The organism is Flavobacterium sp. WC2509 (assembly GCF_052683105.1).
Genome location: NZ_JBQZFG010000001.1, coordinates 915242 through 934655 on the forward strand (window position 1 = coordinate 915242; position 19414 = coordinate 934655).

Sequence of the window (19414 nt, forward strand, 5' to 3'; positions counted from 1 at the left end):
CATTGAAAAAATATTTTTTAAAATCAGCCAAAATAGCTTTAATTCTTGTGTATCTTGTCATTTTTGCTGGCGCATTTGTTCGACTGACTGGTTCTGGAATGGGATGCCCTGATTGGCCAAAATGCTTTGGATATTACATTCCGCCAACAGAGGAAAAAGAATTACTTTTTACCGCTGGAAAAGAATATGACAAAGGCCAAGTAATTATAAAAGACGAATCATTATTAGTGGCAAAAGCCAATTTTACATCAAAATCGACTTTTGAACCAGCAAATTGGGAAAAATATACCAAACACGATTATGCTATTTTCAATCCGTTACATACATGGGTAGAATACATCAATCGATTATGTGGAGCATTGGCTGGAATAGCTTGTTTTGTGACTTTTATACTTTCTTTTGGTTTTTGGAAAGACAATAAAAAACTAATTCTACTTACTTTTTTAGTTTGTATTTTAATGGGATTCCAAGCTTGGCTAGGCAAAACAGTTGTCGATTCAGTACTAAACCCTGTAAAAATAACAATACATATGTTGGCGGCTTTATTGATTATTGCTTTTCAATTAATCACTATTTATACCGTTAAAAAGGATAAAAAAGCAGTAATTTTTGACCCCAAATTTAAATTGGTCTTATTGATTACATTGGCTTTAACCCTAATTCAAGTTGTTTTAGGAACAAACGTTCGCGAACATATAGACATAGTATCAAAAACTGGTGCTCCTGAAATTTTATGGCTTCAAAATCCGAGTATATCTTTCTACATTCACCGAACATTTTCGATTGTAGTTTTATTAGCCAACTTATATTTACTCTCGTTAAATAGAAATCTAAACTTAGGTTTCTCGAAAATAAATTGGGTAATTACTCTACTAATTATCGAAATCATTTCTGGAATTTCCATGTATTATTTTGATTTCCCTTTCGGGACACAAACAATTCATGTTGTATTAGCGACACTCCTTTTTGGAGTACAATTCTATATGATTTTAGAATCAAATACTAAGAAAACGATTTTATAAAGTATCTTTGCAGTCCAACTATATTGTTGCATGCTACATTAAAAAAAGTAAATGTCTAAACTTGCTGTACAAAATCAATTTCTAGATTTATCAGATTATGGAAGACCAATTGCAAAATTATTTGCTAATCAATTAAAAAATACGCGATTTACCCCCATTCACGTCACGTTGCTTTTTGGTATTTCTGGTTTGATTGCTATTTACTGCATCTTAAAAAATCATTTCTTTTTAGCTGGCTTTTTCATCATTTTAAAATCGATAATTGATGCTGTTGATGGAGAATTAGCCCGACTCAAAAAAACGCCTTCTTATGTTGGAAGATATCTTGACAGTGTATTTGATATCATCTTGAATCTACTATTTCTCATAACAATTTGTTACGTTTCAAAAACATCGTTAGGAATGACACTAATTGCTTTCTTTTGCATCCAGTTACAAGGCACTTTATACAATTATTATTATGTCATTTTAAGACATCACTCGGCTGGCGGAGACACAACCAGTAAAATTTTCGAAAACAATTCTCCGAAAGCTTTGGCTGGTGAAACTCAAAAATCAGTCGATGTCTTGTTCAAAATCTACACTTTAGTTTACGGTATCTTCGACGCCATTATTCATCGTTTAGATCACAACGCTTACAAAGTAAAATCATTCCCAAATTGGTTTATGACTTTAGTTTCTTTGTACGGATTAGGCTTTCAGTTGCTTCTAATCGCGCTACTATTATCATTAAACAGAATAGAAATGATTGTTCCCTTTTTCATCGGCTATTCCCTATTGATTTTTATTTTGATAGGCATTCGAAAAAAGTTCATAAAACCTGAATCTATTTGAATTATTAGAAGCAAAAACATTAGGGTTTTCAGGAAACCTGAGTCCCGCTATACGTTTCAATCTTGTTGTCCGAACCCCGACCAACAAGGATTTTCACTTCTATCGGGGCTAAACTAAAAATTTAGTATTCATAAAACCACTAATTAATCCAATATAAACCAATCTTACTTTTATATCAATTAACTAATTATCAAAAGTTAATGGTCTTTTTCTAGGTTTAAAAAAATACTTCTCGCAAAGGCGCTAAGACGCAAAGTTCGGAGCCAGTTTCTTTGTGTCTTAGCGCCTTTGCGAGAACAATCAATCCCTAACTTAATGACATTGCACACGAACTAACAATAAAACAATAACATAAAAACTATAGATATATCCTTGTAAACCTCAAAACCTATATCAAACATACAGCATAAAAAAAGAGCGAAAACAAACTTGCTTTCACTCTTCTTAAAATCTTATTTTGTAAAATTACTGCTTCGCTTTAATCGAACAACCTATTGCTTTGGTTGTTTCTGGCGAAGGCGTTTTTCCACTTTCTAAAGCCGCAATCGCGTTCTCAAGATATTTTTCTTTTACATCACTAGCACTATCAACATTATCATCAATTGCACCAATGTATTTAACAACAAGATTTTTATCTAACAAAAAGGCATGTGGTGTTTTAGTAGCACCATATTGAGGGTATATTTTTTGTCCATCATCAAATAAATAAGGAAAAACAAAACCTTTTTCTTTAGCTCTTACTTTCATTAAATCAAAACTATCAGCAGGTTCTAAAGCAGGATCATTTGGATTAATAGCCAATAAAATATAACCTTGTGGTTTGTACTTTTTAGCCAAATCATTAATTCTGTCTTCATATTTTTTAGCAAAAGGACAATGATTACATGTAAAAACCACTATAAAGCCTTTTGCGCTTTTATAATCAGCCATACTATACATTTTACCATCAACAGATTTTAGTTTAAAATCAGTGGCTTTATCACCGATTTTATACGGTGTTGGAACAACAGGAGCAAATGCCGAAATAAAAAAAACGGTAAATAGCATTAAAAAAGAAGATACAATTTTCATAGTTATAAGATGATTTAGTTAATATTTTTAGTTACAAATTCATTAAGTTCCTGATCGCTTGAAAAGATTCTTTCTGCAAAAACCTTCTTTCCATTTTTGATAATTAAGGTTGCTGGAATTGATCCTGACCATTCTTTATCTACTATCGGAAGCCAAGTATTATAATCTTTATCTGTTAGCAAAACTACCTCCGATTGGATGTTTTTTTTCTTCAAAAACGGAAGCAATTTTGTCTCATATTGATTCTTAAAATCCAGACTTATCAACACCACTTTTACACTCTTATTTTCCGAATTCAATTTTTCAAAATGGGGTAATTCTTTCACACAAGGAGCACACCAAGTCGCCCAAAAATTGACTACATAAATAGTGTTTTTATCACTCAAAATTTCTTTTTCTAAAGTCGAATATTCATCATACACTCTTACATTTTGAGCCTCAATTTGACTCGAAAAAAGAACTAAAAAAAACAAAGCAAAAATGTGTTTCATAATAATTTCATTATTTTTTAAATGCGGTCTAATTTACAATTTTCAAGTTGTATTAGATTCATAATTAACAAAACATTATCAGCTCTTCAAAATTCTAAAAACGAATCGAATTCTCTGTTTTCATTTTCACAAAAACTATTTCAAAAATTAAAACCAACGGAAGAGTAGGTACTATACATTATTAAAAAGCAAAAAAAGCAGCTTGGAAATATTGATTCCCAAACTGCTTTTTTTACAAATCAACTCGCTAAAGCAAATTTTTTAATTTAGTGTTTTTACAAAACAAAAAATACATTTTAGCTCTTAATTTCAGTTTAAAAATCGCTAAAAACGATTAAAAATCCACCATAGACAATATCTATATACTTATATTAAAAATTTTAATTCCAGATAGTTAAATAAAATTACCTCAACTTTAAAATTAAATAAAAATTAACCAATCCAATTTTTAAAATCGGAGACCTTTTCTCTGCTTACAACAACCTCATCTTCCCTATACGTAGGCAAAATAATCTTTAATCTAGAATTGCTATACACCATGATTTCTTTTATTGCTTTTAGCGAAACAATAAATTTTCGGCTGATCCGATAAAAAGCTTCATCATCAATTTCTTGTTCCAAAAGTTCCAAAGTAGTATCAATTAAATAATCTCGATTATCAAAAGTGTGAATATAGGTTCCTTTATTTTCGCTAAAAAAACATTCGATTTCATCAGTAGAAATCACTTTTAGGTGTTGCCCTATTTTGACCGTAAACCTTTTTTTATAAGTTTTCTCAAAAGGGTTTGCAAACATTTTTTTGATCTGTTCAAAATCCAATTGTACCGATTTTATTCCTACAAAATTTACAGACTCAAAACGGTCTCTAAATTTCAAAACGGCAGTCTCCAAATCGTCTTCATCGATCGGCTTTAAAAGATAATCGATGCTATTTAATTTGAATGCTTTTAGTGCATATTCATCATAAGCAGTAGTAAAAATTATGGCACTTTTGATGTCTATTTTTTCGAAGATTTCAAACGACAATCCATCCGATAATTGTATGTCTAGAAAAATCAAATCGGGGTGTTCATTAGTCGAAAACCAATGAAGTGCTTCTTCTACAGAATGCAACATTTCAGATACCGAAACATTCAACTTTTCAAGTTTCCGTTGCAATAATCTTGCGGCTGGTTTTTCGTCTTCTATAATTATTGTGGTCATTTTTTAAGGTAAAGGTTTTGAATTTAAAGTTTGCAATTTGGAAACATAATGACACTAAAAAATGGATTCTTTCTTTACTCCCATTTGTTGGTATTCTCTTTTTCCATTTCCATGTATTTTTGAATTTTCTTTTGTTCCCAATCATGACTAAAAAACAAATCACGTCCAAAAACGGAGAACCAATGAGATACTAAACCAATTCCCCAAAATAGAGCTGTAGAATATATTTTCCAGTTTAGCAATCCGCTATAAAGAATATCTTCGCCTAATGCATCTCTATGCAAGTTTGTCGCAATGATTATTACATTCACAATAACATAAATTGTTAAATGCGAATAAAACCCTTTTATTCGTTTTACCTTTTTGTATGCTAAATTGTAGCTCTCATCTGTATCAAATTCCTGTCTATAATCTTCGTACATGCGTTTTCTAAATTGTCCCATTTTGTTTAAATATTATTGCCATTTATTTTTACTTTCATTCTCTTTTTCCATCAATTCCTTTATTTTTCTTTCTTCCCAGTCTTTCCCGAAAACTGGAAATACTTCAAAAGTTTTCAATCCATGAAAAACAACTCCTAATCCCCACCAAATTAATGGCCAGTAAAACCATAAATGATTAGGTGTTGTGCTTAGATTAATAAAAATCAAAAGTATGTTTACAGCAATATAGGAAACCAGATTTCCATAAAATCCTTTTATTTTTTCTACTTTCTTTTTTGCCAAGTAGTATTGATCTTCCTCTTTATAATTTGCTTCCATGACGACTATTTTTTAGTTTAAAATGTATACTAACTCAGATTTCCTAACAACTTATTCCCATGTTTTTTTATTCTTTTCTTTTTCTAGAATCTCTCTTATTTTTCTTTCTTCCCAACCGGAACTGTATCCAAAAACTTTAAAAGCATGCATTACAACTCCAATTCCCCAACCTCCAGCCGAAAACCAAAACCACTGAAATCCGGGAGAAAATTTTAAATTCACAAAAATCAAAATTGGAATTACACAACAATACGAAATTGCATTTCCGTAAAACCCTTTGAGTTCTTCCACTCTTTTTTTAGCTCTGAGATACGATTTATTTTCATCGCTATACGCTGCACTTACTTCCATAACTGAAATTTGTTTGGTTAAAATTGGAATTTTTACAGTGAAATTTTCTTCATTTTGCTCAATTAGAACTTTTCTATTAGTAATGATTCCGTAACGATCTACAATATTTTGCAATCCAACTCCTTTCCTATCTTGTAAAACCTCTTTCTTTTGAAAATCATTTTGAATTACTAAATAATCTCCATCAACAAAAATCCTGATATGCAACGGTCTTTGTTCACTCACTACATTATGCTTCACGGTGTTTTCTAGTAAAAGCTGTAATGACAATGGAACCACTTTGGCTTCTGGATTAATCTTTGTGGTTGGCAATTCGTAAAACAAACTGTTTTCAAAGCGCATTTTTAACAGATTCATATAGGTTTTTGCAAACGACAATTCATCATCAACAGAAACCAATTCTTTATCTTTTTGCTCTAAAACATAGCGGTAAATTTTAGACAACGAAGTAGTGAATCGCTGTGCATTATCCGGATTTTCTTCAATCAAGGAACTTAAAACATTCAAACTATTAAAAAGAAAATGCGGATCGATTTGATTTTTTAGACTTTCAAATTTTGCGTTTGCTGTTCCTGCAATAATCTTTTGTTCCTTAACACGGTTTTCATTGTAAACTTTATAAAAATACAAGGCATGAGTCCCTAACAAAACAAAAAAAGTAATGATAATTGAAACGATATAATTCACAGGTCTTTCTTTCTCCAAAAACTCTTGAAATGAATTATTATTAACCCCTACTTCTTCAAAAATTCGCAATATAAAAATCACTACTAATGAAATCATAAATGAACCTGCAAACCCAATCAGCAATCTTTTTTTAGAAAACCTATCAGTCTCAAAAACAGAATCCAAATAAGTGTAAAGAGTTGTATTTGCTGTGTACAATGAAAATGTGTATAAGAACGTAAATAAAAAATAAACAAAGAGCCTAAAATTTAGAACCACTTGTGTTCCAGATAAAAAATATATTAGCTGAACAACCACGAAAATGACTATCGATAAAAATAAAATCTTAGGTAACTCTTTGAAAATTTTATTCATTTTTAAAATACTTATTTTTTACAATTTTTTTGAGATTCTAATGCTCTTTCTAATCCCCATTTTGGAGAAAAAGGCGTTTCAGGCTTAAAAGTAGCAAAAAGCGCAATAGCTTTATCAACTTGTGCACATAATGGTTTGGTATCTACGCCTGTCCATTTTGCTCCTCCCAATTGATAGTCTGCTTCTCCAAAGACTGCTCTCGGATTATTTGGATCTATTGCTTTAGCTTTAGCATAGGCTTCCATTATTTTTTTCGAATATTTTTGAGAATTCGTCATTGGATCCTGCACAACCCAAGCTGTATAAAGCAAAGCTTGCATCGTATATAATTCCGAATTGCTTTGATCTTTTATCATTTCAATATCAAGGGCGTCTTGAGCTTTTGCTAATAATAAATCAACTTTAGATTTATCTTTTTCTTTAAAAGCAGCAGTTGTATTAACCAAAGCAACATAATAATTTGGCAACCAACTATTTTTTTCGGCAGAAGCGATTCTTTCAAACATTGCCGAAGCTTCTGTATTTTTTCCTTCTTTCCAAAGCCCCATAGCTTTGCCCATTCCTTGTTCAAATTGTGTTTGTGCAGACATTAAACTGCAGATAAAAAAAGCGATTGTAGTGATAATTTTGGTCATGATTTGTTTGTTTTAAGATTATAGTTTTTTGATTAATTAATTTATAGTTCAAATGTATGTTGGATTATATTTTTTTTAAATTAAACAATACCCAATTGTTGATTTTGATGGATGAATTGCGTAGAGACGTTGCACTGCAACGTCTGAACGCAATACCTGAACGCAAACCTACAAACACGAACATCTGTACAACAATACCTTTGGCGATGTTTATCTAATATACATGTAATACACGTTGTCTGTGTACGCTGTCTCTACGTTGTGTTTAGACGTTGCAGTGCAACGTCTCTACGGTTGAAAAATTTTACAAATTCTTCAATTGATTATCATTTTTATTCTGGCTAATCGTCCAAAAGAAACCAACGAAGAAAAATCGATCTGCGGTTGGCAAAACGGCTTGTCTGTTATACACTCCGTTTGCATCTGGCAATTTTGCATAATCGTATCCGTAAACATTTTGGCTTCCTAAGATATTCGAAACTGAGAAATAAAGAATCTTTTGCGTGGTCAGTAAATATGCCCAGTTAAAGCTCAAACTATTATACGATTTTGTTTTTCCGTTCATGAATTTTGTTTCATTCGGATTGTTGTACGGTCTTCCTGTACTAAAACTATTGGTGAACCCAATTTGTGATTTCCAGTCGGTGATAAAATATTTAGTCACTACAGACAAACTATGATTGGCAATAAAATTTGGAGTTGCCATAGTTGGAAAATTTTTATAATCTCTTTCTGAATCGATGTATGAATACGAAATCCAATAATCTAAGTTTTTATACAAATTGCTGTCTCTCCAAAATAAATCCAGCCCTTTTGCATAACCTGAACCATTATTACTAAAGAATGAGTTGTACTGAATGTCTCTGGTATCATATTGAACCAAATTACTGTAATCTTTGTAATATGCCTCAGCTCTAAAAGTTTGCCCTGGCTTTGTAAATTGATAATTTAATATATAATGTTGAGCTTTTTCACTCTCAAACTGATGGTATTTTGAATATTTGATGTAATCAACAACTGGAGTTTGTGTAAAATCTCCGTAAGCAAAAGAAAACTGACTGGTTTTAGAAACTTTATATGCAACTGAAGCTCTCGGAGCAAGATTGGTTTCATTTAATAAACTGTTATTAGAAAGTCTCAAACCAACTTTTAATGCCAAATTCTTAGAAAATAAAATATCTCCTTCAGTATAAAAAGCTGCAATATTCGAATCATAACCATTTGAACCTTTAAGCGAAATATTGTCATCAAAATTTTCATCATATTTGGTAATAAAATAATCTGCACCAAAAGACAATTTAAAATAATTAGAAAAACTCTTTCTTAACTTCAATTTCAATTGAGCTGCATTTTCATCAGCGACAACATCAGTTGCATTGTACTTTATTTTATTAGTATTGTAACCATAACTTATTCCAGAAATTAGATTCCAACCTGTTCCAAAAGTCCCATTATACGAAGCATTCAAATAGAAATTATTATTGTTTAAATCGGTTCTGATAGGTTCTACAAAATTTACATTCTTTTGATTCAAATCGAATTTTTCAGAATCAAACGCGGCATATAATTTAAAAATTCCGTTTACAAAATGATAACGGTATACTGTTTCTCCTGACAGTGATTGATAAGGACTATTCCATTCTACATTTTGAGGAATTACCGCCTGATAAGGCGCTAAATTAATATAAGCGGTATTGACACTCAACGAATTTTTTCCCCATTTTTGAGTATTTCCTATACCTAAACCAACAGTCATCAAAGAAATTTCCGTTTTATCTTGGTCTGGTTCGTCTTGGGTATTCAAAAGTAAAACACTCGATAAAGCTTCGCCATATTCAGCAGAATATCCTCCAGTAGAAAAAGCGATTCCGCTAAACAAAAAAGGAGAAAAACGACCTCGAGTTGGCAAATTATTAGTGGTTGCGTTATAAGGCTGTGCAACCCGAATTCCATCAACAAAAGTTTGAGTTTCGCTAGCTTCTCCTCCACGAACAAACAAACGGCCATCTTCAGCTACATTTTGCGTTCCTGGCAAAGTTTGCAAAGCAGCTACAATATTCCCAACAGAACCTGCTGTAGTTACAATATCTAATGGTTTTAGAACAGAAACTCTAGCTTTATTTCCAGATTCTAATGTTCCTGCACTGATAACAACCGCATCTAGAGTATTTACATTTTCTCTAAGTTTAATGGTTTGATTTTTAAAATTAGTAACATCGATTTCCTGTTTATAAGTGTCATAAACTAAAAAACTCACTATCAAAAACTGATTTCCTGTTACTGTAGTTTCAAAAGAAAATTCTCCTGTTTCGGAACTTGTAGCTCCGTCATACGTTCCATCAATGTAAATATTGGCTCCCGCGATTGGCTTTCCTTTTTCATTGGTAATTTTACCCGAAATAGTATTTTGGGATAATACGGTAATACTAAATAAAGAGACGAATGCTAAAAAAATGGTTTTCATGATTATGGTTTTGATGAGGCAAATGTATTTTAACAGTTTTAGTTAAAAAATATTTAAAAACCCAATTGTAGAAATTCGGGGATGAGTTGTCAATTACTTATTTGTATCTTAGCTTCTATTAAGTTGTACTTTAAAAATTCAGTAAAATGAAAATTGGTATCGCACAAATAAAACCTCTCAAAGGAGCTATTTCCTTTAATATAGAAAAGCATATCCAATGTATTGAATTGGCGCACTCAGTAAAAGCTGATTCTATTTTTTTTCCAGAACTTTCATTAACAGGATATGAACCTGAACTGGCAAAAGAGCTGGCTACCATTCAAGAGGACACGAGGTTTGATGTGTTTCAAGAAATAAGCAACTTAAAAAATATTACGATTGGGATTGGAGTTCCAACACGTAGCGAAAATGGAGTACAAATAAGCATGGTCGTATTTCAACCCAATGCATCAAGAGCTACTTACTCTAAACAACAGCTTCACGAAGATGAGTTTCCCTATTTTGTAAGTGGTAATAAACAACTAATTATACCAATTGAAAATAAAAAAGTCATTCCTGCAATTTGCTATGAGAGTTTACAAATAGAACATGCAGACAACGCAATTAAACTAGGTGGCGAAATTTATCTTGCCAGTGTCGCAAAATCACAAAATGGAATTGATAAAGCAATTGTACATTATCCCGAAGTAGCAAAGAAATATGCAATTCCCGTTTTAATGTCGAACTGTATTGGCGAATGCGATACTTTTATTAATGTTGGTTTAAGCGCAGTCTGGACAAAAAAAGGAATCTTGGTCGATCAATTGGACAGTCAAAATGAAGGCATACTGGTTTTTAATACCGAAACAGAAAAAGTAATTAAAAAATTAATATAAAAAGAGGAAATATGTCAGAAAGTAAAAGAATTTCGAATCTGTATCAGTCTATTTATAATGGCAATCCGTGGCTAGAAGTCACTTTGGCAAATACTTTAAAAGATGTCCGTGCAGAACAGGCTCACAAGAAAATCAACCCTAATTTGAACACCATTTGGGAGATTGTAAATCATCTTATACAATGGAGGAGAAACATTCTGAGGCGTGTGCAGGGAGAAACAGTAGTAACTCCCGACCACAATTATTTCGTACCTGTTATAGACCCATCCGAAGTTGCTTGGGAACAATCGCTTCAAACTCTGGCAAAATCACAGGAATCATGGAATGCTTTCTTTAAAGATTTTGATGATTCCGATCTAGCAAAAGTATATCCAGCAAACAATCATACGTTTTACGAACACATACATGGAATTATTCAGCATGATGTGTATCATTTGGGGCAAATTGTCATCTTGAAAAAATTGCTTTAAAACGTTTCGAAAATTTTCACATAGCATCTATCTGTTTAAAAATTCAGTTCATGAAAAATAGTATCCTTTCGATCGCGTTTTTGAGCATTACAGCCATTGGATTTTCACAGGAAACCCAATCGAAATATGATGAAAAATTAGCCAAATCCCTAAATGCCGATGAACGCGGGATGAAGAAATATGTGTTTTGTCTTTTAAAATCCGGCAACAACACAACAGCCACAAAAGAAGAGTCTCAAAAATTATTTGAAGGCCACATGACGAACATCGGGAAACTAGCAAAAGAAGGAAAACTGGTTCTCGCTGGCCCTTTTATGAAAAACGACAGGAATTATAGAGGCATTTATATTTTTAATGTAGAAACAATCGAAGAAGCAAAAGCACTTGTTGCTACAGATCCTGCCATACAATCCAACTTGCTCGAAGCCGAATTGACTCCTTGGTACGGAACTGCGGCATTACAGGAAACCCTAAAGATTCATGAGAAAATAACGAAAAAATAAGTTTAAATTTTATTCTAAATGGAAGTTTGTCATTTCATGTTCCTATAAAGTCTTTTTCTAGACCTACTAGGTATTTTCATAAACTATTATCATACATACAAGATTAAAAAAAACCATGCAGGATATCTCAAAACCATTCGAAGAATGTAATTGGAAATCCGAAGACCATATCCGACATTCAGAAGTATACTACAAAGTGACAGAAGCTTACATCTGGGCATTATTATTATTTCTTCCAATGCCCTATTTTACTTGGCGGAGGTCAAAAACAATCAAAAGAAGCAAAATTTCCTTTTTACAAAATTGTAGCTATTATTTTCTATATTTGAATGAAAGAAAAAAACTTTCGCCAATTTACCTAATTAAGGATTTATACAACGAAAGTTTGCATCGTCTATAAACTAGTTAGCAGTAATTCAATAAAATCGATTATGAAATTAAAAATAGGAAGATCATTTAATCTAGATTCCAAAACTTCAGAATCGCTAGAAGAATTTGATTTAAGGAATTTGAAACTGATAAATTTTATAGGTATAAGATTATTTATTATTGGAAATCCTGAAATTCATTATTTTAATTCACTTGAAAAATTGTTGCAGTTCGGAAGAAATCTGGATAACTTCTTTTCTTATATGAGTATTGAGGACGAAAATATATATGTACTAGAAAAAATCGATGAAGAAAATATTATTGGAAGTAAAAATATTTACAATATAAGTTTAGAATGGAATCTTTTTATCAATTCTAAAAACAACATCGTTGTCCAGCAAAACAAACAACCCATTACTACTGCGTATTTCAGGAACTTTCCAACGAACGAAAACTTCTTAATTCATTTAAGTTATTTATATTACTGCGTTAGAAATAATACATTTGAAAATAAAGAAGACATTAAAGCTAAATTTAAATCACTCTTACAGGGTATAAACGAACCTAAACAATAATAATACTGTACATTATAACTGAAACTGTTTTTTTTTTAAACCCCTACCATAAAAGTTTTTCAATAATTCTAAAAAACTAAAAAAGATGCCACACCTCTTAGCAACACTCCGAAATGTCCCTTTTGAAACTATCAAAGAAGTTTTAGAAAACGACAAGGCTTTTCATGCTTCCGAAGAAATGTATTTGGAGCATATTTGGCAAAATGCCGATAATGAAAATGAAGTATTGTTCATTTTTAGAATCAATTCTATTGAGAATACTAAAAAACTTATTGATAAGTTACATACCAAAGCATTGGAACAAGATCCAAATGCTAATTTACCAAATATGACCTACCTAAAATGATTACATTAAACAAAATACATCATATCGCTATTCTTTGCTCCGATTACGAAAAGTCGAAGCATTTTTATACGTCTATTTTAGGACTTACGATTGTTCAAGAAATCTACCGAAAAGAGCGACAATCCTATAAACTGGATTTGGCTCTGAATGGAGATTATATTATTGAGTTGTTTTCGTTTCCCAATCCACCACAACGTCCCTCCAGACCTGAAGCAGCAGGATTACGACATCTCGCTTTTGAAGTAAATAATGTTCAGGAAACTAGAGAATACATTATAAGTAAAGAGTGTACTGCTGAGGAAATTCGGATAGATGAATTTACCGAAAAGAAATTTTTCTTTATGTCCGATCCAGACAACACGCCAATTGAATTTTACGAGCGATAATTGCCATTTTATCAATTTTAACATAATAAAAGGAGTGTTTTTTAGGAGAATACCATATTGATTCTTTAATTTTGCGAAACGTACAACTTTTTACGCTTTACAAAAAACACTACTGATGAATAAAACGGCTAAAATCAAAAAAAATCATCAATTCATTGTTCTTCGAAAATTAATAATTGTTTCCACTTTAATCGGTTTTCTTTCTGCGTTTTTAGGAATTACACTAAAAAGAATGACGGAATATTACGAAGCTATCTTCCTTAGAGAAGTAAGTTTAAATCCTACCTATTTAGTAATTTTTCCAATTTTTGGATTATCAGTCATTTATTTTTTAAGGGAATATCTTTTTAAGAAAAAAGAGAACAAAGGCATTAAAGAAGTTTTTGAAAGCACCGAATCGAATTCTAAAAATTTGCCTTCTTATAAAATTCCATCCCATTTTATAAATGGATTATTAACCGTTATTTTTGGAGGTTCAACCGGAATTGAGATTTCTACTGTTGTTGCCACTGCGACAATTGGTTCAGTAGCACAGCAAAAATCAACTATTTTCCGTCAATACAAAACAGAATTAATTTGTGCAGGTGTTGCTGCCGGAATCACGGCATTATTTAGTAGCCCGATAGCTGGAATTTTGTTTGCTGTCGAAGTGATTTCTAGGAAAGTGACACGCGCTTATGCTATTTCAACAGTTATAGCTGTTTCTATTGCTTTTGCTTTGCTTTCGGTATTAAAAGAAGAACCTTTATTTACCGTTTCTATTACAACTTGGCATGTAAAAGCGATTCCTTACTTTATTCTGTTAGGAATTCTGGCTGGGATAAATTCAGTTTACCTTACTCGTTGTGTTTTATTTTTTAAATCTAAATTTGCTAAAATCGAAACTCATTATTACAAAATAATAATAGGCTCTATTGTATTAAGTGTTTCGTTATTTATTTTTCCACAATTATATGGAGAAGGGTATCATTCTATAAAAATGATTTTTGGTAACTCAACGCAACTTCCTTTAACAATAACATTAGCTTGTACCTTCATCGGAATTTTAATTCTAAAACCAATAGTAACTTCAATCACTTTGGTTTCTGGTGGCGATGGCGGTGTTTTTGCCCCTAGTCTTTTTATTGGTGCCTTTTTAGGATTATTACTTTCATCCGTTTTAAACACTTATTTTAACACACAGGTAATTCCTCTAAACTTTATGATTATCGGAATGGCAGCTGTTTTAAGCGCTAGTATTCATGCTCCTTTTACAGCTATATTTTTGGTTTGTGGTTTAACCAATGATTACACTTTATTTGTTCCAATTCTTGTTGTTTGTTTGATTTCAAAATATACCGCCAAAATGATTTATCCATTTACAGTATACTCTTATTCTCCAAGTTTAATAAAATAAAGCATGCCAATTCAAAAAATAAAACGAAGCTATCGCAAAACAAAATACATTCTTTATAAAGAAACCTTAATCGATTTTAAAGAACATTTTTGGTCTTTTCTAGGTTCATTTGTTGGTATTGGAATTCTGGCTTATATCCAATCTATCCATTTTAAAGGAAACGATGCCGTTTATTTAATTGGTTCTTTTGGAGCTTCGAGCGTTTTGGTTTATGGTATTATCCAAAGTCCGTTTTCGCAGCCCCGAAACTTGGTTGGTGGGCATGTCATTTCGGCCTTAATTGGCGTTACTGTTCACAAATTAGTACCCGATATTATTTGGATTGCCGCTCCCCTAGCCGTTTCCTTTTCTATAATTTTAATGCAGATTACCAAAACATTGCATCCGCCCGGAGGAGCAACTGCGCTGATTGCCGTCATCGGTTCCGATAAAATAAAAGCTTTAGGTTATATGTATGTGTTCTCTCCAGTTCTGATTGGAGTTCTTATTTTGCTACTCACGGCTTTAATCTTTAACAATATGACTTCAAGCCGAACCTATCCAAGCCATAGCACTTACCACAAACACTATCATAAAATCAGAAAACGATTAACTGGAAAGAAATAAATTCCAAAGCCAATTTAACCGCAAGGGACACAAGGATTTTTTTCTCCTTTGAAAAACGAGAAGAACGCAAAGCTTTGCGCCCCTTGCGGAATACAGATAAAGAAATGAAAATCTTTGCGCTCTTTGCGGTGAATAAAAGGCTTGGCATGTTTTGCTATTATTACTCAAATCAGCTCCCATCAAAATCTTTTCAACAAATCCCAATTCTGAAATCTGAAATCTAAAATTAAACTTTACATTTGCTCTTTCAATAAAAACAAAGATTATGGTTTATAAATTCAGAGTCATTCTAGATGCCGAAGAAGACATTTTTAGAGACATAGCAATACTTGCAGAGGACACTTTAGAAGATTTACACAATGCTATTTTCAATTCATTTGGTTTTGACGGAATGGAAGTAGCTTCTTTCTACACTTGTGATGAAACTTGGAATCAGGAAGATGAGATTTCTATGTTTGATACAGGTGACGTTCCTGGTGAGCAAAAAATCATGAGTGACTACCAATTATCTGACATATTAGATGAGCAAAACACCAAGATCATATATGTTTACGATTTTATCAATATGTGGACGTTTCTTGTAGAATTGGCTGCAATTGAAGAACAAGTTGTAGGCAACATCTACCCAGAAACTATATTCTCTCACGGTGAAATGCCAGACGAAGCCTTAGAAAAAAACTTTGAAGCTGACGATATGCACAATGATATCTATGGTGAATTTGAAGACGATTTAGACGAAGACGATCTAGATATGTTTGAAGGAGACGATAGTTTTGAAGATTATGGTTTTGAGGAGAATTGGAATTAATTTTTTTGAGAGGCTAAGTTGCTGAGAGGCTAAGATTCTAAGTTTTTAAAATTGTAAGTTTTTATTTAAAAATAATAATAACTTAGGAGCTTAGAAACTTACTAACTTAGAAACTTAAAAAAATTGAGCAACTTTAGAAAACTTTTGGTTTGGCAAAAAGCTATGTCTATGACAACCAAAATTTATGATAACACAAAAACATTTCCAAAAGAAGAAATTTTCGGCTTAACATCACAATTAAGAAGATGTGCTATTTCAATTCCAAGTAATATTGCCGAAGGTTTTGGGAGAGATAGCAAAAACGAGTTTATAAGATTCCTTAAGATTTCGGTAGGTTCTTTATTTGAACTGCAGACACAATTAGAAATTGCGAAAACATACATTTCTTAAAAGAAGAAGAATTTAATAACTTATATGAGGATAGTAGAGAAGTAGAAAGAATGTTAATTGCTTTCATAAAAAAAATAAAAGAAAGCAACTAAAAAACTTAGAAACTTAGCCACTAAGAAACTCAGAAACTCAGAAAATATGATCAACTTATACAACACGCACATTGAAACGCTTTCTATACACCGTGTAGGAAACATGAGTCGCAACGAGCCTCTTTTTTTATCGGAAGAACCTTTTAAATTGAACGATGAAATTGTGCCTTTGATGAAGGAGTTTTTCTTTAAATCATTCAAAGAAAAAGAAGAGAACTATTTTCAATTTGCTCATGAAGTAGATTTAGACTATAATGATATGTTTAAATATGCTACAGAAATTTTCTCAAATCCGGGTTGTTTACATGAAGCTTCTAAAAAGATAACTAAGCACCTTTTTGAGCAATCAAACCATCCACACATCAAAAATGGTGAAGTGTATGTGACGTATTTGACTGGTTTAAGTATTGACAATAATGTAGTTGATGCTATTGGTATTTTCAAAAGTGAAATTCAATCTGACTTTTTGCAATTTGAAGAAAAAGAAACACAGTTGGAAATGATTTTACAACATGGTGTAAGTTTGAACAAACTAGATAAAGGTTGTTTGATTTTCAATTATAAAAAAGAAGAAGGATACAAAATCCTATCGGTTGATAGCAATCGTTATGATGCAAGATACTGGTTAGAGCATTTTTTATCAGTTGATGCTTTTGAAGATGAAAATTTCATCACCAAGAAGTACTTGAAATTCTGTCAGAACTTTGCCAAAGACGTTGTTTTCCCTGCGGAAGACAAAAAAGAAGAGGTAATGTTTATGAATCGTTCTGTAAATTATTTTGCAAAAAATGATCAATTTGAAGAAACTAATTTCTTAAATGAAGTACTGGACAATCCAGATTTGATTCCTGAATTCAAAAATTACAAAATGGATAAGGGAGAAAAATACAGTATTGAAGATGTAACTTCTTTCCCAATTGCAAATGCTGCTGTAAGTGATGCTAGAAAATCGATTAAAAACGTAATCAATCTAGATACTAACATTCAAATCAAAATGGATTTTATCAATCCCGAAAGTGCTGAAAAATTTGTTGAAAAAGGTTGGGACGAAGAAAAACAAATGTATTATTACTTAGTATATTTCAACAAGGAACAAAAGTCGTAATATTATAGAATAAACCACCATTTATCCTTACAAAATACTTACTAAAATATTTTTATAATCCTCAACTGTTTAGACAGTTGGGGATTCTTTTTTTTCTACGCAAAACTATTTAAATAAAACAAAAGAGAAATTAATACGTAAGATTTAAACTTCTTTTAAGTAAAAATTATGCATTTCATCGGTTTTATTTGACGCCTTAAATATTTTATTATAGGTTTGCATCGAATTTATAAACACCACGCTATGAGCTTCTTAGATTTTATGTCAAAATTCACTGATAAAAAAACTTCATGTTCTGTTTTTGGACACAAAATAGTGACTACTAGAAATGTAACTAACCATTTCAAAGAATACAAATGCACCGTTTGTAATGTTGAACTAACAAATGATTTGCGAGATAAAAAGAGTTTATTAACTCCTGAATTAAAAGAGATAAATGATACTTTATTGAATCATTTTACACGGAAAAAACTTTCTTCTCTGTAATTTTTGGCTAAAATCCGGGTTTGAATAAATTGACATTATTGAAGTTTCTGCTGACAAATTCGAAGGCTGCACTTAACACATTTCCCATTGATTTAGAATTTTTAAAACTGATATCGTTTGTATAACGATACAATTCCAATTTCAACTGAGTAAGATTTTCTTCTGTCGAAATATAGTCATTACCCATGATCTTCATTAGAATCTTAATTCTATTTTCGGCTGTGTGAATACGCTTGGCCAGAGCTGCACGCTCTTCATTTTTGTATTGCTCTATCGATCTATCTTGAAGTTTTTCCTTAACAATTTTGATCATAGGATAATTCTCTTTGAAAAATTGAGGACGATACACTTTAAAATTCCCCTCATAACATTGTTGGTCAAAATCGATTGCTCTAATTTTATAGACAACCTGATCAAAATCATGGATCGGAATAACTACATAATTGTATGATCTCATATCTCCCAATAAACGAATCATACAACGCTCATTAAACTTTACAAATTCTTTGGCTATCTGCGCTTTTTCAGTTTCGGTACATTTATCAAGCAAGGTTTCCATAAAAACATCTCCTGGAATTCCGGTAATATGTTCCTCTATCAAAGTATCTTTAAATACTAAATAATTAATTTTATACGGTGATAATAAATGCTCCAATTCTAATCCGTAAACTCTGGAAGAATCTGCTTTTTTTACATAAAAATAGGTATAGTTGTCATTTAAGATATTCCTAACTTTTATTCGAAAGGGCTTCGAATTACCAAAAGTACAATAGTCAATTGCATCGACATTTAAGTATTGTAAAATATCCGTATTTCCATCGGAATACAACAATGAATATACTTTTTTTAAATTTAAATCGATTTCTTCTCGTTCATATTCATTGTAAAACACTCTAATCCATAACGTGTCCTGGTCATTTTTATCAAAGACACTAACAGAGCCTGAAAATCGCAAAAGATCATCATATATTATAGGCTCTTTTGAGACCAAATCAAATCGCTCCAAATAATTCAAAAGTGCATTATTAATAGGATAACATGGTTTTTTAAAAAACATTAAAGGTGCTTCGCTCATTTAAAATAGATTTGCCACAAATTTACATCAATAGCGTTGCTTATTCAAGATATTACTTT

General features: G+C 31.7%; 23 protein-coding genes. 14 read left to right on the forward strand and 9 right to left on the reverse strand.

Going from position 1 to position 19414, the window contains the following annotated elements; translation table 11 throughout:
• The first annotated feature begins 2 nt into the window (after positions 1 to 2).
• Together ACUN3A_RS03520 and ACUN3A_RS03525 are read left to right on the forward strand one after the other, a co-directional pair.
• Positions 3 to 1022 (forward strand): COX15/CtaA family protein, encoded by a 1020-nt coding sequence (locus ACUN3A_RS03520; RefSeq protein WP_445549973.1) that lies wholly within the window; start codon positions 3 to 5, stop codon positions 1020 to 1022.
• A gap of 51 nt (positions 1023 to 1073) precedes the next feature.
• Positions 1074 to 1856: a CDP-alcohol phosphatidyltransferase family protein gene (locus tag ACUN3A_RS03525; RefSeq protein WP_445549974.1), complete on the forward strand. Its 783-nt coding sequence runs from the start codon at positions 1074 to 1076 to the stop codon at positions 1854 to 1856.
• A gap of 465 nt (positions 1857 to 2321) precedes the next feature.
• On the opposite strand, the gene ACUN3A_RS03530 is transcribed toward ACUN3A_RS03525, so the two are convergent.
• The 8 genes from ACUN3A_RS03530 to ACUN3A_RS03565 form a co-directional block, all read right to left on the reverse strand.
• Positions 2322 to 2927: a thioredoxin family protein gene (locus tag ACUN3A_RS03530; protein WP_445549975.1), complete on the reverse strand. Its 606-nt coding sequence runs from the start codon at positions 2925 to 2927 to the stop codon at positions 2322 to 2324.
• 14 nt (positions 2928 to 2941) lie between these two features.
• Positions 2942 to 3418, reverse strand: coding sequence for a TlpA family protein disulfide reductase (locus tag ACUN3A_RS03535; protein WP_445549976.1), 477 nt, complete (start codon positions 3416 to 3418; stop codon positions 2942 to 2944).
• A 432-nt stretch (positions 3419 to 3850) separates the two neighbouring features.
• Entirely contained in the window at positions 3851 to 4621 is a 771-nt protein-coding gene (locus tag ACUN3A_RS03540) for a LytR/AlgR family response regulator transcription factor (protein WP_445549977.1), read from the reverse strand.
• A gap of 74 nt (positions 4622 to 4695) precedes the next feature.
• Positions 4696 to 5064: a 2TM domain-containing protein gene (locus ACUN3A_RS03545; protein WP_445549978.1), complete on the reverse strand. Its 369-nt coding sequence runs from the start codon at positions 5062 to 5064 to the stop codon at positions 4696 to 4698.
• Positions 5065 to 5076: 12 nt separating this feature from the next.
• Positions 5077 to 5382 carry a 2TM domain-containing protein gene (locus tag ACUN3A_RS03550; protein ID WP_445549979.1) on the reverse strand — a complete coding sequence of 102 codons (306 nt, stop codon included), beginning with the start codon at positions 5380 to 5382 and terminating at the stop codon, positions 5077 to 5079.
• Between the two features lie 51 nt (positions 5383 to 5433).
• The gene (locus ACUN3A_RS03555; RefSeq protein WP_445549980.1) at positions 5434 to 6774 is read right to left on the reverse strand and encodes a histidine kinase; all 1341 of its coding nucleotides are present in this window, start codon (positions 6772 to 6774) and stop codon (positions 5434 to 5436) included.
• Between the two features lie 11 nt (positions 6775 to 6785).
• The gene (locus ACUN3A_RS03560) at positions 6786 to 7409 is read right to left on the reverse strand and encodes a hypothetical protein (RefSeq protein ID WP_445549981.1); all 624 of its coding nucleotides are present in this window, start codon (positions 7407 to 7409) and stop codon (positions 6786 to 6788) included.
• Between the two features lie 304 nt (positions 7410 to 7713).
• Positions 7714 to 9873 carry a TonB-dependent receptor gene (locus ACUN3A_RS03565; RefSeq protein WP_445549982.1) on the reverse strand — a complete coding sequence of 720 codons (2160 nt, stop codon included), beginning with the start codon at positions 9871 to 9873 and terminating at the stop codon, positions 7714 to 7716.
• Positions 9874 to 10019: 146 nt separating this feature from the next.
• Between ACUN3A_RS03565 and ACUN3A_RS03570 the strand changes: the two genes are divergently transcribed.
• The 12 genes from ACUN3A_RS03570 (at position 10020) to ACUN3A_RS03625 (ending at position 18280) form a co-directional block, all read left to right on the forward strand.
• Entirely contained in the window at positions 10020 to 10748 is a 729-nt protein-coding gene (locus tag ACUN3A_RS03570) for a carbon-nitrogen hydrolase family protein (protein WP_445549983.1), read from the forward strand.
• Between the two features lie 11 nt (positions 10749 to 10759).
• Positions 10760 to 11218 carry a DinB family protein gene (locus ACUN3A_RS03575; protein ID WP_445549984.1) on the forward strand — a complete coding sequence of 153 codons (459 nt, stop codon included), beginning with the start codon at positions 10760 to 10762 and terminating at the stop codon, positions 11216 to 11218.
• A gap of 50 nt (positions 11219 to 11268) precedes the next feature.
• Entirely contained in the window at positions 11269 to 11721 is a 453-nt protein-coding gene (locus tag ACUN3A_RS03580) for a YciI family protein (RefSeq protein WP_445549985.1), read from the forward strand.
• 431 nt (positions 11722 to 12152) lie between these two features.
• A complete protein-coding gene (locus ACUN3A_RS03585) occupies positions 12153 to 12665 on the forward strand; it encodes a hypothetical protein (RefSeq protein ID WP_445549986.1) in 513 nt (170 codons plus the stop codon).
• Between the two features lie 85 nt (positions 12666 to 12750).
• Complete coding sequence (locus ACUN3A_RS03590; RefSeq protein WP_445549987.1) at positions 12751 to 13011, forward strand: hypothetical protein; 261 nt, start codon at positions 12751 to 12753, stop codon at positions 13009 to 13011.
• Positions 13008 to 13397, forward strand: a complete 390-nt coding sequence (gloA2, locus tag ACUN3A_RS03595; RefSeq protein ID WP_445549988.1) for an SMU1112c/YaeR family gloxylase I-like metalloprotein — start codon at positions 13008 to 13010, stop codon at positions 13395 to 13397. Before ACUN3A_RS03590 ends, gloA2 begins: the two co-directional genes overlap by 4 nt.
• Before the next feature lie 115 nt (positions 13398 to 13512).
• On the forward strand, positions 13513 to 14793 hold the full coding sequence (locus ACUN3A_RS03600) for a chloride channel protein (RefSeq protein WP_445549989.1): 1281 nt from the start codon (positions 13513 to 13515) through the stop codon (positions 14791 to 14793).
• Positions 14794 to 14796: 3 nt separating this feature from the next.
• A complete protein-coding gene (locus ACUN3A_RS03605) occupies positions 14797 to 15399 on the forward strand; it encodes an HPP family protein (protein ID WP_445549990.1) in 603 nt (200 codons plus the stop codon).
• A 265-nt stretch (positions 15400 to 15664) separates the two neighbouring features.
• The gene (locus ACUN3A_RS03610; RefSeq protein WP_445549991.1) at positions 15665 to 16207 is read left to right on the forward strand and encodes an IS1096 element passenger TnpR family protein; all 543 of its coding nucleotides are present in this window, start codon (positions 15665 to 15667) and stop codon (positions 16205 to 16207) included.
• 168 nt (positions 16208 to 16375) lie between these two features.
• Complete coding sequence (locus ACUN3A_RS03615; protein WP_445549992.1) at positions 16376 to 16597, forward strand: four helix bundle protein; 222 nt, start codon at positions 16376 to 16378, stop codon at positions 16595 to 16597.
• Between the two features lie 138 nt (positions 16598 to 16735).
• Positions 16736 to 17794, forward strand: a complete 1059-nt coding sequence (locus tag ACUN3A_RS03620) for a nucleoid-associated protein (protein WP_445549993.1) — start codon at positions 16736 to 16738, stop codon at positions 17792 to 17794.
• A 243-nt stretch (positions 17795 to 18037) separates the two neighbouring features.
• Positions 18038 to 18280, forward strand: a complete 243-nt coding sequence (locus ACUN3A_RS03625) for a hypothetical protein (protein WP_445549994.1) — start codon at positions 18038 to 18040, stop codon at positions 18278 to 18280.
• Between the two features lie 7 nt (positions 18281 to 18287).
• Here ACUN3A_RS03625 and ACUN3A_RS03630 read toward each other — a convergent pair whose 3' ends face one another.
• Positions 18288 to 19355 (reverse strand): hypothetical protein, encoded by a 1068-nt coding sequence (locus tag ACUN3A_RS03630; protein WP_445549995.1) that lies wholly within the window; start codon positions 19353 to 19355, stop codon positions 18288 to 18290.
• Positions 19356 to 19414: the final 59 nt, after the last annotated feature.

Coding starts and splice junctions, on each gene's coding strand:
- ACUN3A_RS03525 (WP_445549974.1), top strand. CDS start 1,074: ATGTCTAAACTTGCTGTACAAAATCAATTTCTAGATTTATCAGATTAT.
- ACUN3A_RS03530 (WP_445549975.1), bottom strand. CDS start 2,927: ATGAAAATTGTATCTTCTTTTTTAATGCTATTTACCGTTTTTTTTATT.
- ACUN3A_RS03535 (WP_445549976.1), bottom strand. CDS start 3,418: ATGAAACACATTTTTGCTTTGTTTTTTTTAGTTCTTTTTTCGAGTCAA.
- ACUN3A_RS03540 (WP_445549977.1), bottom strand. CDS start 4,621: ATGACCACAATAATTATAGAAGACGAAAAACCAGCCGCAAGATTATTG.
- ACUN3A_RS03545 (WP_445549978.1), bottom strand. CDS start 5,064: ATGGGACAATTTAGAAAACGCATGTACGAAGATTATAGACAGGAATTT.
- ACUN3A_RS03550 (WP_445549979.1), bottom strand. CDS start 5,382: ATGGAAGCAAATTATAAAGAGGAAGATCAATACTACTTGGCAAAAAAG.
- ACUN3A_RS03555 (WP_445549980.1), bottom strand. CDS start 6,774: ATGAATAAAATTTTCAAAGAGTTACCTAAGATTTTATTTTTATCGATA.
- ACUN3A_RS03560 (WP_445549981.1), bottom strand. CDS start 7,409: ATGACCAAAATTATCACTACAATCGCTTTTTTTATCTGCAGTTTAATG.
- ACUN3A_RS03565 (WP_445549982.1), bottom strand. CDS start 9,873: ATGAAAACCATTTTTTTAGCATTCGTCTCTTTATTTAGTATTACCGTA.
- ACUN3A_RS03570 (WP_445549983.1), top strand. CDS start 10,020: ATGAAAATTGGTATCGCACAAATAAAACCTCTCAAAGGAGCTATTTCC.
- ACUN3A_RS03575 (WP_445549984.1), top strand. CDS start 10,760: ATGTCAGAAAGTAAAAGAATTTCGAATCTGTATCAGTCTATTTATAAT.
- ACUN3A_RS03580 (WP_445549985.1), top strand. CDS start 11,269: ATGAAAAATAGTATCCTTTCGATCGCGTTTTTGAGCATTACAGCCATT.
- ACUN3A_RS03585 (WP_445549986.1), top strand. CDS start 12,153: ATGAAATTAAAAATAGGAAGATCATTTAATCTAGATTCCAAAACTTCA.
- ACUN3A_RS03590 (WP_445549987.1), top strand. CDS start 12,751: ATGCCACACCTCTTAGCAACACTCCGAAATGTCCCTTTTGAAACTATC.
- gloA2 (WP_445549988.1), top strand. CDS start 13,008: ATGATTACATTAAACAAAATACATCATATCGCTATTCTTTGCTCCGAT.
- ACUN3A_RS03600 (WP_445549989.1), top strand. CDS start 13,513: ATGAATAAAACGGCTAAAATCAAAAAAAATCATCAATTCATTGTTCTT.
- ACUN3A_RS03605 (WP_445549990.1), top strand. CDS start 14,797: ATGCCAATTCAAAAAATAAAACGAAGCTATCGCAAAACAAAATACATT.
- ACUN3A_RS03610 (WP_445549991.1), top strand. CDS start 15,665: ATGGTTTATAAATTCAGAGTCATTCTAGATGCCGAAGAAGACATTTTT.
- ACUN3A_RS03615 (WP_445549992.1), top strand. CDS start 16,376: ATGACAACCAAAATTTATGATAACACAAAAACATTTCCAAAAGAAGAA.
- ACUN3A_RS03620 (WP_445549993.1), top strand. CDS start 16,736: ATGATCAACTTATACAACACGCACATTGAAACGCTTTCTATACACCGT.
- ACUN3A_RS03625 (WP_445549994.1), top strand. CDS start 18,038: ATGAGCTTCTTAGATTTTATGTCAAAATTCACTGATAAAAAAACTTCA.
- ACUN3A_RS03630 (WP_445549995.1), bottom strand. CDS start 19,355: ATGAGCGAAGCACCTTTAATGTTTTTTAAAAAACCATGTTATCCTATT.